Source organism: Kitasatospora nipponensis, assembly GCF_039528135.1.
Taxonomy (GTDB): Bacteria; Actinomycetota; Actinomycetes; order Streptomycetales; family Streptomycetaceae; genus Kitasatospora; species Kitasatospora nipponensis.
The window spans coordinates 1-14222 of sequence record NZ_BAAALF010000198.1 but is presented as its reverse complement, the minus strand read 5'-3'; the positions used below and the strand labels follow the sequence as shown (position 1 = coordinate 14222).

Below are 14222 nucleotides of genomic sequence, written 5' to 3'. Positions count from 1 at the left end.
CCCCCCCCCCGGCGATCCGCATCCCGGCCGCGTGCCCGGTCAGCACCATCTCCAGCGGGTAGCCGGAGCGGCGGTCCGCCAGTCCCAGCGCCAGCAGCCGCTCGCGGCGGACCGCCCGCATCGGGCCGAGGTCGTGCAGCGGCGCGCCGGTGCGCGCCCGCAGCCGCTCGGCCAGCAGGGCGTTGGCGAGCCGGGCGTGCGGTGGCCAGGCGCCGCGGGCCGTCGGGCGCCGCCGGCCGAGCACCAGATCGGCCTCGCCCGCCAGCACCGGGGCGGTCACCCGGGGCAGCTGGGCCGGGTCGAGGGATCCGTCACAGTCCAGGAAGCAGACCAGTTCGGCGGTGGCGGCCAGCAGCCCGGCGTGGCAGGCGGCCCCGAAGCCGCGGCGCGGCTCGTGCACGACGGTGGCGCCCAGCGAGCGGGCCAGCTCGGCCGAGCCGTCCCGCGACCCGTTGTCCACGACCACCGCCCGCCAGCCGGCCGGAATCCGGCCCAGGACCCAGGGCAGCGCCGCCGCCTCGTCCAGGCAGGGGAGCACGACGTCGACGGAAGGAAGGGGCGCCGGCGGGCAGGCGGCCGGCACGGAGGGAGGAGAGGTCACGGCGTCCACGCTAGGCAGCGCGGGGCCCCGCGGGGGTGCGGCGCCACCTTACGGAAGTCCTACGGCGGCCCGCGCCCGGACGATCAGGGCCGCGGCATCCCTATCCTCGGAGGCGTGACAGAGAACCCGGCCGCCCGGCCCGCGCCCCCCACGGCCCCGCCGCCGGCCCAGCCCGCCGCCCGGATCCTGGTGGTCGACGACGATCCGACCGTCGCCGAGGTGGTCACCGGCTACCTGCTGCGGGCCGGCTACGCCGTCGACCGGGCCGCCGACGGCCGCGAGGCGCTGGAGCGGGCCGCCGAGGGCCGCCCGGACCTGGTGGTGCTCGACCTGATGCTGCCCGAGATCGACGGACTGGAGGTCTGCCGCCGGCTGCGGGTGGACGGCGGCGGTCCGGCGGTGGTGATGCTGACCGCCAAGGGCGAGGAGTCCGAGCGGATCCTGGGCCTGGAGCTGGGCGCCGACGACTACGTCACCAAGCCGTTCAGCCCGCGCGAACTCGTCCTGCGGATCCAGGCGGTGCTGCGCCGCAACGCCGCGCCGGCGCCCGTCCCCGGCGGCGCGCCCGCCGGCCCGCTGCGGGCCGGGGACCTCGCGCTCGACCAGCAGGCCCGCCGCGCCTTCCGTGGCAGCCGTGAACTCTCGCTGACCCAGCGGGAGTTCGACCTGCTGACCTTCCTGGCCAAGAACCCCGGCACGGCGTTCGGGCGGGAGGAGCTGATGCACAAGGTCTGGGGCTGGGACTTCGGCGACCTGTCCACCGTGACGGTGCACGTGCGCCGGCTGCGCGAGAAGGTCGAGGACGACCCGGCCGCGCCGGTGCTGATCAGCACCGTCTGGGGGGTCGGCTACCGCTTCGACCCGGTCCACCCCGCTGCCACCGCCGGACCTGCCGGACCCGCCGCCGAACCTGCCGGACCCGCCGCCGCGCCGACCGCGCCCGCGACCACGACCGGAGGTGCGTCCGCGTGAAGGACCTGCTGCTGATCGCCCTCTACGCCGCGCTCGCCGCCGGAGCGGCCGGGCTGGTCGGCTGGCCGACCGTGCGGTTGCTGCGCCGCCGCTCGGTGGCGCTCTCGCTGTTCACCGTCGCGGTGGTCACCGTGCTGGCGATGACCGCCGGCACGCTGGCGGTGGCCCAGGCGATGTTCCTCTCGCATCACGACCTCGGCGTGGTCATCACCGTCACCTGCATGGCCGCCGTGGTCTCGCTGGTCACCGCCGCCATAGTCGGCCGCCAGGTGGTGGCCGGCAGCCGGGCACTGGCGCTGGCCGCCCGCACGGTCGGCAGTGACGCCGGCTTCGCCGCGCCGGCCGGCCCGCTGGGCTCCGAACTCGCCCAGCTGAGCGGCGAGCTGGCCGCCACCAGTGCCCGGCTGGCCGAGTCCCGCGAACGCGAGCAGGCGCTGGAGTCCTCGCGCCGCGAGCTGATCGCCTGGATCTCGCACGACCTGCGCACCCCGCTGGCGGGCCTGCGCGCGATGGCCGAGGCGCTGGAGGACGGGGTGGCCGAGGACCCGGCCCGCTACCACGGCCGGATCCGCACCGAGGTGGACCGCCTCACCGGCATGGTCGACGACCTCTTCGAGCTCTCCCGGATCCAGGCCGGCGCGCTGACCCTCTCGCTCGCCCGGGTCTCGGTCTACGACCTGGTGGGCGACGCCATCGCCGGCGCCTACCCGCTGGCCCGCGAGCGCGGGGTGCACCTGAGCGGCGAGCAGGTCGAGCCGGCGCCGGTCGAGGTGGACGGCCGGGAGATCACCCGGGTGCTCGGCAACCTGCTGATCAACGCGATCCGCTCGACCCCCGCGGACGGCGTGGTGGCGGTGGCCGCCCGGCGCGAGGAGGGGGCGGTGGTGCTCTCGGTCACCGACGGCTGCGGCGGCATCCCTGAGGCGGACCTGGGCCGGGTCTTCGAGACCGGCTGGCGGGCCGGCAGCGCCCGCACGCCGCGGCCGCTGCGCGGGGCGGTGCCCGGCGGCGCGGTGGAGCACCACGGCGACACCGGGGCCGGGCTGGGCCTGGCGATCGTGCGCGGCATCGTCGAGGCGCACGCGGGACGCGCCTCGGTGCGCAACGTGAACGGTGGCTGCTGCTTCGAGATCGCCCTGCCCGCCGCGCCGGCACAGGCCCTGGCCGGCTGAGCGACCCGACAACCGCGAAAACCGGTTGCCCGGGTGCGCCGCGCCGAGCAGGATCGAGCGAATGAGCCTGTTGAACGTGGTGGATGTCGAGGCGACCTGCTGGGACGGTCCGGTGCCGCCCGGCGCCGTCAGCGAGATCATCGAGATCGGGCTCACGGTGGTCGACCTCGCCGCGGGTGAGCGGGTCGGCCGGCACCGGATCCTGGTGCGGCCCGCCCGCTCGACGGTGAGCGCCTTCTGCACCGAACTGACCGGGCTCACCCAGCAGGAGGTGGCCGGCGGGGTCTCGTTCGCGCAGGCCTGCCGGCTGCTGGCCACCGAGCACCGGGCCGGCGAGCGGCCCTGGGCCAGCTGGGGCGACTACGACCGGCTGCAGTTCACCCGGCAGTGCCAGGCGGCCCGGGTGGAGTACCCGTTCGGGCGGCGGCACACCAACGCCAAGGCCGCCTTCACCACGGCGAACGGGCTGCGCCGGCGCCCGGGCATGGCCAAGGCCCTGGAGCTGGCCGGACTCCCGCTGGAGGGGCGCCACCACCGCGGCGAGGACGACGCCTGGAACATCGCGGCCCTGGTCCTGGGCCTGCGGGCCGCCGACGCCTGGCCGCCGGACGAGGTGCACGCCTGGCAGCAGGCGCCCTGGCAGCGGTCCTGGCACCAGACCTGAGCGGCCCGGCCGGCGTCACCCGCGCCACCGCCGGCCCTCGCGGGGCTGCCGGCGACGCCGGTCGGCGTGTCAGCGGCGGCTCGCCGTCGCGGCCACCGGCCGGTCCGCCCCACGCAGCGGGGCCGCGGCGAACCGCGCCATGCCCTCGGCGAACGCGACCGCCGGGCGCCACCCCAGCTCCTCGCGCAGCCGCAGCGCGTCGGCGGGGATGTGCCGCACGGCGCCCAGCCGGTACTCGCCGGTCACCACCGGCGCCGGTCCGCCGTGCGTCGCCGCCAGCGCGGCCGCCATCTCGCCCACGGTGTGCACGGTGCCGCTGCCGGTGTTGTAGACCCGCGCGCTGCCGGCCGGGCGGCCGGCGAGCGCGGCCAGCGCCACCTCGTTGGCGGCGGCGACGTCCTCGACGTGGACGAAGTCGCGGCGCTGGCCGCCGTCCTCGAAGACCCGCGGGGCCCGGCCGGCCGCCAGCGCCGAGCGGAAGATCGAGGCGACCCCCGCGTACGGCGTGTCGCGCGGCATCCCGGGCCCGTACACGTTGTGGTAGCGCAGCGTCAGGGCCCGCCCGCCGCAGGCCCGGGCCCAGGCGGCGGCCAGGTGCTCCTGGGCCAGCTTGGTCGTCGCGTACACGTTGCGCGGATCGGCCGGTGCGCTCTCGGCCGCCAGCCCGGCGAGCAGCGGCGCGCCGCAGTGCGGGCAGGGCGGCTCGAAGCGGCCGGCGTCCAGGTCGGTCGGCCGGCGCGGTCCCGGGGCGACGGTGCCGTGCTCGGCGCAGTCGTAGCGCCCCTCGCCGTAGACCACCATCGACCCGGCGAGCACCAGCTGCCGCACGCCGCCGCGGGCCATCGCCGCGAGCAGCACCGCGGTGCCCAGCTCGTTGCAGGACACGTAGTCGGGCGCGTCGTCCAGGTCGAGGCCCAGCCCCACCATGGCCGCCTGGTGGCAGACCGCCTCCACCCCGTGCAGGGCCCGCTCGACCGTCGCCCGGTCCCGGACGTCCCCGTGCACGAAGTCGACCCCGGCCGGCAGCCGGACGCCGGCCAGGCCGTCGGGGTGGACCGCGGGCAGCAGCGCGTCCAGCACCCGCACCCGGTGCCCCGCCCCGACCAGCCGGGCGGCGATCGCCGAACCGATGAACCCGGCGCCGCCGGTGAGCAGAATCTCCATACCCGCGACGCTAGTGGGAGCCGGTCCTGCGAGCGGTCCCGGACGACGTGGCGTCAGAACTCCGTAAGAGGTCACCGGGCCCGGTGCTTCGTTCGCCCATGACTCTCTCCGGAAAGTTCCCGCAGTCCGCCGAGTTCACTCGAACCAGTGATGGATCTTGGAATCGAGTCGCCGTGGACCCGTCACTGTCTACTGTCGGGCCCGTCGCGATCGCTCAGATCCCATCTGGACGCGCGCCTGTGCGAACGAGGAGGGTGGCATGACCCGGGAGGACTTCACGGGCTCGGACGGCTCGACGGACCGACCGTCGCAGCCAACCGGCCTGACACGGCGTCGACTGCTGGCCGGCTCGGCCGCCCTCGGCGGCGTGTCCTGGCTGCTGCGCGGCGCCATCGGCCCCGACCGGCCCCCCGCCGACGGCGTGCCCGCCCCGCCCGCCTTCCCGCCGGGCATCGAGGTCCACCGGCAGGAGTTCGAGAACTGGGCCGGCGAGATCCGCGCCGACCAGCTCTGGACCTGCACCCCGGCCACCGCCGACGACGTGGTGACGCTGGCGAACTGGGCGCACGCGCAGGGCTGGCGGCTGCGCCCGCAGGGCCACCGGCACACCTGGGCCCCGCTGACCGTCGCCGACGGGACGCCCGCCGGCACCGCCGTGCTGCTGGTCGACACCACCCGCCACCTGACCGCCGTCGGCCCCACCGACCCCGGCCGCCCGGTCGGGGTCCGCGCGCAGGCCGGCGCCGACCTCGAACAGCTCCTCGTCCACCTGGCGGGCCGCGGCCTGGGCCTGACCGCCTGCCCCGCGCCGGGTGACGTGACGCTCGGCGGCGTGCTCGCCATCGGTGGCCACGGCACCGCCGTGCCGGCCGCGGGGGAGGGCGCGCCCGCCGGCCACGGCTTCGGCTCGGTCAGCAACCTGGTCACCCGTCTGACCGCCGTGGTCTGGGACGAGGGGGCGGGCCGCTACGCCCTGCGCACCTTCGACCGCTCCGAGCCGGACTGCGCCGCGCTGCTGGTCAACCTGGGCCGGGCCTTCGTCGTCGAGGCCGAACTGCGGGCCGGGGTGGACCAGAACCTGCGCTGCGTCAGCCGGCTGGACATCCCCGCCACCGAACTCTTCGCGGCCCCGGGCACCGGCAACGGCGACACGTTCGCCGACTTCCTGGAGCGCGACGGCCGGGTGGAGGCGATCTGGTTCGCCTACACCGACCGCCCGTGGCTGAAGTCCTGGAGCGTCACCCCGCGCCGCCCCTTCGCCTCCCGCGCCGTCGAGGTGCCCTACAACTACCCGTTCTCCGACAACATCCCCACGCCGGTCGCCGACCTGGCCGGGCAACTCATCAGCGGCTCCTGGGCGCTGGCCCCGGTCTTCGGTCAACTCCAGTTCCTGATCGCCGAACTCGGCCTGACCGGCGACCTGACCGACGTGCTGCTCTCCGGCAGCCTGCTGCGCGACCTGCTCAGCCTCGACGTGGTCACCCACCTGCTCGCCGGCGGTCTGCGCTCCGACCTCTGGGGCCCCTCGCGCACCCTGCTGCAGTACGTGCGCCCGACCACGCTGCGGATGACCGCCAACGGCTACGCCGTGCTCGCCCGGCGGGCCGACGTGCAGTGGGTGGTGCACCGGATGACCGACGGCTACCAGCGCCTGCTGACGCAGTACCAGGGCCAGGGCCGGTACCCCGTCAACGGTGCCGTGGAGATCCGGGTCACCGCCCTGGACGACCCGGCGGTCTGCGGCGTCCCCGGCGCCCGCCCGCCGCTGCTCTCGGCGCTGCGCCCGCGGGCCGACCACCCGGAGTGGGACGTCGCCGTCTGGTTCGACGTGCTGACCCTGCCCGGCACCCCCGACCTGCACGCCTTCGGCCGCGACCTGGAGCAGGACCTGCTGACCGCCTTCGACGGCACCCGGGCCGCGCTGCGCGTCGAGTGGTCCAAGGGCTGGGCCTACACCGCCGACGCCGCCTGGGCCGACCCCGACGTCCTGGGCCGGGTCATCCCCGCCTCCTACCGGGCCAGCGGCGACCCGGGCTGGGACGAGGCGGTGGCCACCCTGGACCGCCACGACCCGCACCGCGTCTTCGGCAACCCGTTCCTCGACAGCCTGCTGCGCTGACCCCGGCCCGACCCGGGCTCACCGCGCCCGGGCTCACCGCGCCGGCGTGGCGCTCCAGCGCGGATCGCGGCCCAGCAGGCGCAGCAGCGCGTCACCGGCCGAGTCGCCCGGCCCGGCGGGCAGTGCGGGGGCGAAGACGCCGTACGCCCGCAGGCCCTCGACCAGGTGTCCGGACACCACCAGCAGGCCCTCGGCGAGCGGCTCGGGCAGCGGGAGGTGCTGTCCGGTGGCGACGGCGATGTCCCAGCCGTGCACCGCCGCGTCCAGCGCGGCCGCGCCGGCGCCGAGCCAGGGGGCCAGCGGGCCGATCGGGGTGGGGGCGCTCTCCGCGCCGGCGGGCAGGGTGGCCAGCGCGCCGAGCACCGCGTCGAAGACCTGCTCCAGGCCCGCCAACGGGTCGCCGTCCAGCTCGTCGACCGGGGCGAACGGGTCGCTGGTCGGGTGCCCGGTGCCGGTGACGGCGGCGGCGTAGGCGAGCTGGTCCAGCCGGGCGTGGTTGAGCACCTGCCGCGCCGTCCACCGGCTGCACGGCGTGGGGACGCCCCAGCCCTCGGCCGGCACGCCGCGCACCGCCGCCCGCAGGTGGTCGTGCGCCTGACCCAGCAGCTCGAGGCCGTCGAGCTCGGGTCCGTCGACCGGGTCGGTCATCTGTGCTCCTCGGTGGGATCGTTGGTGGAGGAACCAGCATATCGACGGCCACTGACACGCCGTCAGGTTCCCGATGCCCCGCCCGGCTCCGCCCGGCCCGGGCCCGGCGAGCAGAATGGGCGCCATGAACGATGATCGCGACGACCGGCCGGAGGCCACCGAGCGGCCGGCAGCGAGCGCACCGACCCCGCCGGCCCCGACCCCGCCGGCCCCGACGCCCCCGGCCCCGGGCGCCGCCCCGGCCCCCGCGTCGGGCAGCGCGCACGAGCTCGCCGAGCTGCTGCACCACCGGCTCGACCGGATCGAGGCGCTGCTGGTCGACTCGCCGGTGCCGCTGCCCGGCACCGGCGCGGGCGCCGCGGGGAACGGTGAGGCACCGAAGCCGGTCTGGCAGACCGAGACCGAGGCCGAGCAGCGCTGGGCGGTCACCGTGGTGATCCTCTGCGCGATCGGGTTGCAGTTCACCCTGCCCGCGCGGCTCAGCATCCACCCGCGCTGGCTGCTGCCGGCCCTGGAGGTCGGCCTGCTGGTCGCGCTCGCCGCGATGAACCCGCACCGCACCCTGGGCCGCAGCTCGCGCGTGCTGCGCTCGCTGAGCCTGTTGCTGGTCGCGGCGATCAGCCTGGCCAACGGCTGGTCGGCGGTCGGCCTGGTCCGCGACCTGGTCTACGGCCACGGCAGCACCACGGCGTTCACCCTGCTCAGCACCGGCGGGGCGGTCTGGGCGACCAACGTGATCGCCTTCGCGCTCTGGTACTGGGAGTGGGACCGTGGCGGTCCGGCCGCCCGGGCCCGCGGCACCGCCGACTACCCCGACTTCCTCTTCCCGCAGATGCAGCAGCAGGACATCGCGCCCGTGCACTGGGAGCCCGGGTTCCTGGACTACCTCTACGTGGCGTACACCAACGCCACCGCCTTCAGCCCGACCGACACCATGCCGCTCTCGCTCTGGGCCAAGCTGTTGATGATGCTGCAGTCGGTGGTCTCACTGCTGACCGTGGTGCTGGTGGTGGCCCGGGCGGTCAACATCCTGCAGTGACCCGCCCGCCTCCCGGGCCACCTCCGCCTGCTCCCCGGGGCCCGCCTGCGCCACCGTGCCCGCCTTCCGCGCCCCGCCGGCCGGGTCCCCTCCCTCTCCCTCCGATCCCTCCGAGGCGTCCGCCGCCCCCGCCGCCTCGGCGGCCGGGCGCCCGGCCCGCCGCCGGCGCAGCAGCCAGAGCCCGATCGCCGCGAGCGCCACACCCGCCACCGCGGCCGCGCCCGCCAGGCCGATGGTGCGCAGCAGCCGCTCGGCGGAGGCGCCCAGGAAGTAGCCCAGCGCCACGTTGGCCAGCCCCCAGGCGACCGAGGCGGCGGCGCTGAACCCCAGGAAACGGCGGTAGGGCATCCGGGCCGCGCCGGCCGCGAACGGGACGAACGAGCGGACGAACCCGATGAAGCGCCCGGTGAAGACGGCCGGACCACCGCGTTCGCGCAGGTAGCCGCCGGCCCGGTCGATCCGCCCGCCCGGGCGGATCCGGTGGCCCCGGCGGCGGGCGGCGACCCGCCGGCCGAGCAGCCGCCCCAGCCAGTACCCGACGCTGTCCCCGACGATCCCGCCGGCGATCACCGCGATCGCCAGCGGCAGCGGGCTCAGGGTGCCCTGGGCGGCCAGCGCGGCGGCGAAGAGGATCACCGTCTCGCTCGGCAGCACCACGCCGACGAAGGCACTGGTCTCGGCGGCGGTGAGGGCGAAGATCAGCGCGTAGGACCAGAGACCGGCGGACTGCACCAGCGAGGTCAGCGAGTCCATCGTCCTCTCCTCGTCGCCCGGCCCCCTCGGGGGCAACACGCCGGGTGGACCCGTCATTCCGGTCCGCCGTCCCCCCGCCCCACCCGTGCTGACCGCGGCCCGGCGACGGGTGAGAATGAACGGGTGACCAGCCCCCCGCACGCGGAGCCCGCGGGCCCGGACCAGATCGTCGACGAGGCGGTCCAGGGCCGGCCGGCCCCCGCGCTGCGCCGTTACGTCGCGTGGTACTCCGGCTACCGGCAGCGCGGCGTGGCGCCGATGCGCCACCGCGGGCTGCCCTCCCCGTACCTGACGCTGATCCTCACCCTGGACGACCCGCTGACCGTGCGCGCGCACCCCGACCCGGCGGCCGCGCCGGCCGAGTACCGGGCGCTGCTCGGCGGCCTGCACACCAGCCCGGCGCTGATCACCCATCAGGGGCGGCAGTCGGGCGTGCAGATCGCGCTCAGTCCGCTGGGGGCCCGGGTCCTGCTGGGGCTGCCGGCGGGGGAACTGGCCGGGCAGGACTTCGCCGCCGAGCAGGTGCTGGGCGGCTGGGCGGGGGAGGGGCGCGAGCGGCTCTGCGCGGCGCCGGACCGGCCGGCCCGGTTCGCCGCGGTCGACCACTGGCTGCTGACCCGGCTGCTCGGCGCGACCCGTCCGAGCGCGCTGTCGCCGGAGGTGGTGCGGGCCTGGCGGCTGCTGCTGGACGGCGGCGGCAGGCCCTCGGCCGCCGCTCTCGCCCGCGAGGTCGGCTGGAGCGGGCGCCACCTGGCGGGCCGCTTCCGCACCGAGATCGGCCTGACCCCGAAGGCCGCCGCGCGGGTGGTGCGCTTCGACCGGGCCCGCCGGCTGCTGGCCGCCCGCGCGGTGCGGCCCCGGCGGCCGGTGGCGGGCCCGATGGACCTGGGTGAAGCGGATCCGGGCTCTCTGTACCCCGGCCCGATGGACCTGGGCGCAGCGGACCCCGGTGCAGCGGACCCCGGTGCAGTGGACGGCGGTGCAGTGGACGGCGGTGCAGTGGACGGCGGCCTGGGGCTGGCCCGGCTCGCCGCGCACTGCGGGTACTTCGACCAGGCGCACCTCGCGCGCGAGTTCCGGGCGCTGGCCGGCTGCCCGCCGAGCCGCTGGCTGGCCGAGGAGGTGCTCGGGTCGCCGGCCGCGGCCGGGCCGGTGGCCGCCGGCGGGTCGTGACCGGGCGGCCGACCTGTTCCGAAACGTCCAAGCCACCGCCCCCGCCGCGGCGCAGGCTGGAGGCGTCCCGGGGCGATCCGGGGCCCGACTACCGAGGAGGTCCGGTCGAGATGGCCGACACGACAGCAGCCGACACCGCAGCAACCGACACCACAGCGGCGCCGCCCCCGCAGGTCTGGCCCTGCCTGCGCGCCCGCGACGCCCGGGCCCTGATCCGCTTCCTGGTGACGGCGTTCGGCTTCGAGGAGACCGCCGTCTACGGCGAGGGCGACGTGGTGCACCACGCCGAGCTCAGTTGGCCGGCCGGTGGCGGCGTGATGCTCGGCTCGGTCCGCGAGCCCGCGCCGGACGCCGAGGACGCGGGGGAGGACTGGTCGCTGCCGCCCGGCTCCTTCGGTGCCTACGTGGTGACTGACGAGCCCGACGCCCTGCACGACCGGGCCAAGGCGGCCGGCGCCGAGATCACCAGCGCGCCGCACGACACCGACTACGGCTCGCGGGACTTCGCCGCCCGTGACCCGGAGGGCAACCGCTGGTCCTTCGGCACCTACCGGGGCGAGCCGCGCCGCACGCCGTCCTGACGACGGGCGGCCCAGCGGGCTGGGCCTGACGGGTGAATCCCCGGGCCGCCGGAAATACCCGGCGACCCGGGGGAGCTGTGCTGGGGTGGGAGGTGGTGTGCGATGGGCGCACAGCAGGAGGGTGTCCGATCCGAGGGCGACGGCCAGGGCCGGGACGCGGCTCAGGGCGAGGGCGAGGCGTACCGGATCGAGCACGACTCGATGGGCGAGGTGCGGGTGCCGGCCGCCGCGAAGTGGCAGGCGCAGACCCAGCGCGCGGTCGAGAACTTCCCGGTCTCCGGCCGGCACCTGAGCCGCGCGCACATCGCCGCGCTGGCCCGGATCAAGGCGGCGGCGGCCACCGTCAACGCCCGGCTGGGCATCCTGGACGCCGCGGTGGCGGGGGCGATCGGGCAGGCGGCCGCCGAGGTGGCCGAGGGCCGCTGGGACGACCAGTTCCCGGTGGACGTCTTCCAGACCGGCTCCGGCACCTCCTCCAACATGAACGCCAACGAGGTGATCGCCACCCTCGCCGCCGAGCGGCTGGGCCACCCCGTCCACCCGAACGACCAGGTCAACGCGAGTCAGTCGTCCAACGACGTCTTCCCCTCCTCGATCCACGTCGCCGCCACCGCCGCGGTCACCGAGGACCTGATGCCCGCGCTGGACCACCTGGCGCTGGCCCTGGAGGCCAGGTCGTCGGCGTTCGCCGAGGTGGTCAAGGCCGGGCGCACGCACCTGATGGACGCCACCCCGGTCACCCTGGGCCAGGAGTTCGGCGGGTACGCGGCCCAGGTCCGCTACGGCCAGGAACGGCTGCGGGCCACCCTGCCCCGGGTGGCCGAGCTGCCGCTGGGCGGTACCGCCGTGGGGACGGGCATCAACACCCCGCCCGGCTTCTCGGCCGCGGTGATCGCCGAGCTGGCGCGGGCCACCGGCCTGCCGCTGACCGAGGCGCGCAACCACTTCGAGGCGCAGGGCGCGCGGGACGCGCTGGTGGAGCTCAGCGGCCAGCTGCGCACGATCGCGGTCGGCCTGACCAAGATCGTCAACGACCTGCGCTGGATGGCCTCGGGACCGCGCACCGGCCTGGCCGAGATCAACCTGCCCGACCTCCAGCCCGGCTCCTCGATCATGCCCGGCAAGGTCAACCCGGTGATCCCCGAGGTGGTGGCGATGGTCGCCGCCCAGGTGGTGGGCAACGACGCCACGGTGGCGATGGCGGGCGCGAGCGGCAACTTCGAGCTCAACGTGATGCTGCCGGTGATCGCCCGCAACCTGCTGGAGTCGATCAGCCTGCTCGCCAACGCCTCCCGCCTGCTGGCCGACCGCACGGTCGACGGCATCACCGCCAACGTCGAGCGCGCCCGCTCCTACGCCGAGTCCTCCCCCTCCGTGGTCACTCCGCTCAACCGTTACATCGGCTACGAGGAGGCCGCCAAGGTGGCCAAACAGGCGCTGGCGCAGTCCCGGACGATCCGCGAGGTCGTCATCGACCGTGGTTACCTGGAGCGCGGCCTGCTCACCGAGGCGCAACTCGACGAGGCCCTCGACGTCCTGCGGATGACCCACCCGTGACCCGCCCCTGACCTGGGTGACGGGCACGCCGGCGGTGGTCGACCGGGACACGGTTCCCGGGGCCCCTTGGAGCGCTGTCGGCAGCGGCGGCTACTGTGCCGGCCATGGGTGATGATCTGCTCGGCGGGCACCAGGACCTCGAACCGGGCCTGGTGGACCAGCAATTGACGGATCCGCGGTTTCTGGTGACGGCGGATCCGCGACAGGTGCTGCCGCTGCTCGACCGGGCGGCCGGGCCCGCCGCGCGGTGGGCCGCCGCGGTGTACCGGGCCTCGGCGCACCTGCACCGCGCGGCAGGCCCCGCGGTGCGCCGGCAGGTCCTCGCCCTGGACGCGAACCGGTACGGGGCCCGGGAGTTGGCGGCAGGCCTCGGCGCGCTACCGGTGGCCGGCGAGCCGCCCGCGCCCTGGCGGGTGGCGTGGGCCACCGGCAGTCAGCTGGCGCCCCGGCTACGGCACGTGCTGGGCGCCCACGAGCGCGGGGTGACGGCGCTGGCGACCCTGGTGGTCGAGGGCCGTCCGCTGGTCGTCACGGGGGGCGGTGACGGGCTGGTCCGGGTCTGGGACGTCGCCTCGGGCGAACCGGTCGGCCGCCCAATGGCCGGCCACACCGGCGAGTTGGTGGCGGTGGCGGCGGCCGTGGTCGCGGGCCGTCCGCTGGCGGTCACCAGCAGCTGGGACGGCACGGCGCGACGCTGGGACCTGACGACCGGCGAGCAGATCGGTGAGCCGCTGGCGGGTCACGCCGGCACGGTGGCGGCGGTGGCGACGCTGCTGCTGGAGGGTCGTCCGCACGCGGTCACCGGCGGCGGCTTCGGCGACGAGTCGGTGCGCCGGTGGGACCTGGCCACCGGCGAGCAGGTCGGCGCGGCGCTCCGCAACCCGTTCGGCCCGGTGGCGGCGGTGGCCGCAGCCGTCGTCGACGGTCGCGAACTCATCCTCACCGGAAGCGACTTCGGCGACCTGCGGCGCTGGGACGCGGTCACCGGGGAGCAGGTCGGCGAGCCGTTGAAGGGCCACAGCGGCGAGGTGGCGGCGGTGGCGACGCTGCTGCTGGAGGGTCGTCCGCACGCGGTCACCGGCGGCGGCTTCGGCGACGAGTCGGTGCGGCTCTGGGACCTGACCTGCGGGCGGCAGGTCGGCGAGCCGATGACCGGCCACGCCAACCGGGTCCGGGCGGTGGCGACGGCGGTGGTGGTGGGCCGCCCGCACGCGGTCAGCAGCAGTACCGACGGGACGGTCCGGCTCTGGGACGTGAAGACCGGGCGGCCGGCCGGGTCGCCGCTGATGGAGTCCACCCGCTGGGTCGGCGCGGTCGCCACCGTCGAGCTGGAGGGCCGTCCGCACGCCGTCGCCGGCTCGGACGACGGGCTGCTGCGCAGCTGGGACCTGACGGCCCCCCGAGTGCTCGGCGCGCCGACGGCCGGTCACGACGGCGAGGTGGCGGGGGTGGCGACGCTGCTGCTGGACGGTCGTCCGCACGCGGTCAGCGCCGGGGCCGACCGCACGGTGCGGCTGTGGGACCTGGCCACCGGTGAGCCCGTCGGTGCGCCCACCGTCGGCCACCTGGACGCGGTGCGGGCGGTGGCGACCGTGGTGCTCGACGGCCGGCCGCTCGCCGTCACGGCCAGTGACGACGGGACGGTGCGCTACTGGGACCCGGTCGCCGGCGGCCAGGCCGGCCGGCTGGAGAGCGGCGAGAGCGGGGAGAGCGGCGGGGTGCGCGCGGCCGCCCGCCACGACCTGGAGCGGCAGCGGGCCGAGGGCGAGGGGTCCCGCA

General features: G+C 76.5%; 13 protein-coding genes. 9 read left to right on the top strand and 4 right to left on the bottom strand.

The window, feature by feature from the left end; translation table 11 throughout:
* On the bottom strand, positions 1–601 hold a 601-nt coding region (locus ABD323_RS34080; protein WP_344445943.1), incomplete at its 3' end, for a glycosyltransferase family 2 protein.
* Between the two features lie 114 nt (positions 602–715).
* On the opposite strand from ABD323_RS34080, the gene ABD323_RS34075 reads away from it, so the two are divergent.
* The 3 genes from ABD323_RS34075 (at position 716) to ABD323_RS34065 (ending at position 3409) form a co-directional block, all read left to right on the top strand.
* Positions 716–1573, top strand: a complete 858-nt coding sequence (locus ABD323_RS34075; protein WP_425556259.1) for a response regulator transcription factor — start codon at positions 716–718, stop codon at positions 1571–1573.
* Complete coding sequence (locus ABD323_RS34070; RefSeq protein ID WP_344445942.1) at positions 1570–2745, top strand: sensor histidine kinase; 1176 nt, start codon at positions 1570–1572, stop codon at positions 2743–2745. The genes ABD323_RS34075 and ABD323_RS34070 overlap by 4 nt, the downstream gene beginning before the upstream one ends.
* 61 nt (positions 2746–2806) lie before the next feature.
* Positions 2807–3409, top strand: coding sequence for a 3'-5' exonuclease (locus ABD323_RS34065; protein ID WP_344445941.1), 603 nt, complete (start codon positions 2807–2809; stop codon positions 3407–3409).
* 69 nt (positions 3410–3478) lie between these two features.
* Here the strand turns inward: ABD323_RS34065 and ABD323_RS34060 are convergent, their stop codons facing one another.
* Positions 3479–4573: an NAD-dependent epimerase/dehydratase family protein gene (locus ABD323_RS34060; RefSeq protein WP_344445940.1), complete on the bottom strand. Its 1095-nt coding sequence runs from the start codon at positions 4571–4573 to the stop codon at positions 3479–3481.
* A gap of 259 nt (positions 4574–4832) precedes the next feature.
* Here ABD323_RS34060 and ABD323_RS34055 point away from each other — a divergent pair, with 259 nt between their 5' ends.
* The gene (locus ABD323_RS34055) at positions 4833–6692 is read left to right on the top strand and encodes a cholesterol oxidase substrate-binding domain-containing protein (RefSeq protein WP_344445939.1); all 1860 of its coding nucleotides are present in this window, start codon (positions 4833–4835) and stop codon (positions 6690–6692) included.
* Positions 6693–6725: 33 nt separating this feature from the next.
* Here ABD323_RS34055 and ABD323_RS34050 read toward each other — a convergent pair whose 3' ends face one another.
* Entirely contained in the window at positions 6726–7340 is a 615-nt protein-coding gene (locus ABD323_RS34050) for a TIGR03086 family metal-binding protein (RefSeq protein WP_344445938.1), read from the bottom strand.
* A 124-nt stretch (positions 7341–7464) separates the two neighbouring features.
* On the opposite strand from ABD323_RS34050, the gene ABD323_RS34045 reads away from it, so the two are divergent.
* Positions 7465–8379, top strand: coding sequence for a hypothetical protein (locus tag ABD323_RS34045; protein WP_344445937.1), 915 nt, complete (start codon positions 7465–7467; stop codon positions 8377–8379).
* Here ABD323_RS34045 and ABD323_RS34040 read toward each other — a convergent pair.
* Positions 8326–9132, bottom strand: a complete 807-nt coding sequence (locus ABD323_RS34040; protein WP_344445936.1) for a DedA family protein — start codon at positions 9130–9132, stop codon at positions 8326–8328. The genes ABD323_RS34045 and ABD323_RS34040 overlap by 54 nt on opposite strands.
* Positions 9133–9255: 123 nt before the next feature.
* Between ABD323_RS34040 and ABD323_RS34035 the strand changes: the two genes are divergently transcribed.
* The 4 genes from ABD323_RS34035 to ABD323_RS34020 form a co-directional block, all read left to right on the top strand.
* Positions 9256–10305 carry a DUF6597 domain-containing transcriptional factor gene (locus ABD323_RS34035; protein WP_344445935.1) on the top strand — a complete coding sequence of 350 codons (1050 nt, stop codon included), beginning with the start codon at positions 9256–9258 and terminating at the stop codon, positions 10303–10305.
* Positions 10306–10415: 110 nt separating this feature from the next.
* Complete coding sequence (locus tag ABD323_RS34030; RefSeq protein ID WP_344445934.1) at positions 10416–10886, top strand: VOC family protein; 471 nt, start codon at positions 10416–10418, stop codon at positions 10884–10886.
* Positions 10887–10988: 102 nt separating this feature from the next.
* Positions 10989–12443, top strand: a complete 1455-nt coding sequence (locus ABD323_RS34025) for a class II fumarate hydratase (protein WP_344445933.1) — start codon at positions 10989–10991, stop codon at positions 12441–12443.
* A gap of 104 nt (positions 12444–12547) precedes the next feature.
* A partial coding sequence (locus ABD323_RS34020) for a WD40 repeat domain-containing protein (protein WP_344445932.1) occupies positions 12548–14222 on the top strand: 1675 nt, incomplete at its 3' end.